This is a genomic window from Pseudomonas sp. TKO26, from assembly GCF_003225665.1.
In the GTDB taxonomy this organism is placed as follows: Bacteria; Pseudomonadota; Gammaproteobacteria; order Pseudomonadales; family Pseudomonadaceae; genus Aquipseudomonas; species Aquipseudomonas saponiphila.
Map to the genome: position 1 here is coordinate 1 of NZ_QKLN01000034.1, position 1,144 is coordinate 1,144.

At 51.9% G+C, this 1,144-nt stretch carries 1 protein-coding gene and 1 pseudogene; both read left to right on the top strand.

Annotated features, from left to right (window positions below; all coding sequences use genetic code 11):
• Positions 1-456: pseudogene (locus DNK59_RS31830) on the top strand (sel1 repeat family protein); the annotation flags it as partial.
• A 98-nt stretch (positions 457-554) separates the two neighbouring features.
• Positions 555-1,144, top strand: a 590-nt coding sequence (locus DNK59_RS24235) for a tetratricopeptide repeat protein (RefSeq protein WP_146249936.1), incomplete at its 3' end; no start/stop codon positions are given.

Genomic DNA, 1,144 nt, shown 5'->3' on the forward strand with positions numbered 1-1,144 from the left:
TGGTTTTTCATTCCGGGCAATCGCCAAAAGGCGGTTAAAAAATGGTTTAAGGCTTCAGCAGAAGGGGGCTATCCATTGGGGATGTTCTTTTATGCCGACTATTTATATGAAAATAACGGTAGTAAAGAAGAAATTGGATATTGGGTAAAAAAGGGTGCTGAAGGCGGGCATATAGGCTCAGTAAGCACCTACGCTAGCAACCTGGCTCATCTGCCGAATGACCTTGATTACCCGCTCAACTTAATTGAGGGTTACGGGCTCACCTACTTAATGTCAAAGTTTGAAGGCGGGGGGGCAGGAGGCGGCGCAGGGATAGCCGATTTTAGTAAAAAAGTCCTGGGAAAAATATCTGCACAATTAACTTCTGATGAAATCAAACAAGGAGTGGCTTTTGCAGAGGAGTGGGAGAAGACACATCCACCACTTTCTTACTTTGTGCCTGTTTACGGATATTGATCTTTTACTTGAATGAGTCGGAGCGGCGGTCACTATATCGGACCCTGCCCGACGAGTTATCGAACGTTAAATAACGCCTGTCTATAAAAGGACAAAGCATGATTAAGCGCACTCTTATCGGCGTACTGTGCGGCCTGCTGTTTTCCACCATCGCCGTGGCCCAACTGACCGAGTCGCAGCAAGCCGCCCGCGATAAAGGCCTGGTGCTGTACCAGCAAAGTGACTGGTACGACTCCCAACCTCTGCTGCAAGTGGCCGCCGCCGCCGGCGACCGCACAGCGCAGTATTACCTGGCCGAGGCGATTCGCCTTAGCAGCAGCTACACCACTGTCGAAGCAAGGAAATGGTATGAGGCCGCCGCTGAGCAGGGCGACCTCTACGCAATGCTGCGCTTGAGCAACAGCAGTGACCTGTGCCATCAGATGGGCACCTGCACTGGCAAAGCCGGCCCAGAGTGGCGAAAAACCGCCTTGAAACTAGCCCATGAGCGCGCCGAGCAAGGTGATACCGAGGCCATGACCGTTTTGTACACTGCTCGCCAAGGCCTGGGATGGCTGGAAAAGGCTGCTGAGGCTGGAGACAGTTATGCGCAGAAATTATTGGCTGGCGTCTATGAGGACGGTGCTGGCTGGTTTTTCATTCCGGGCAATCGCCAAAAGGCGGTTAAAAAATGGTTTAAGGCTTCAGC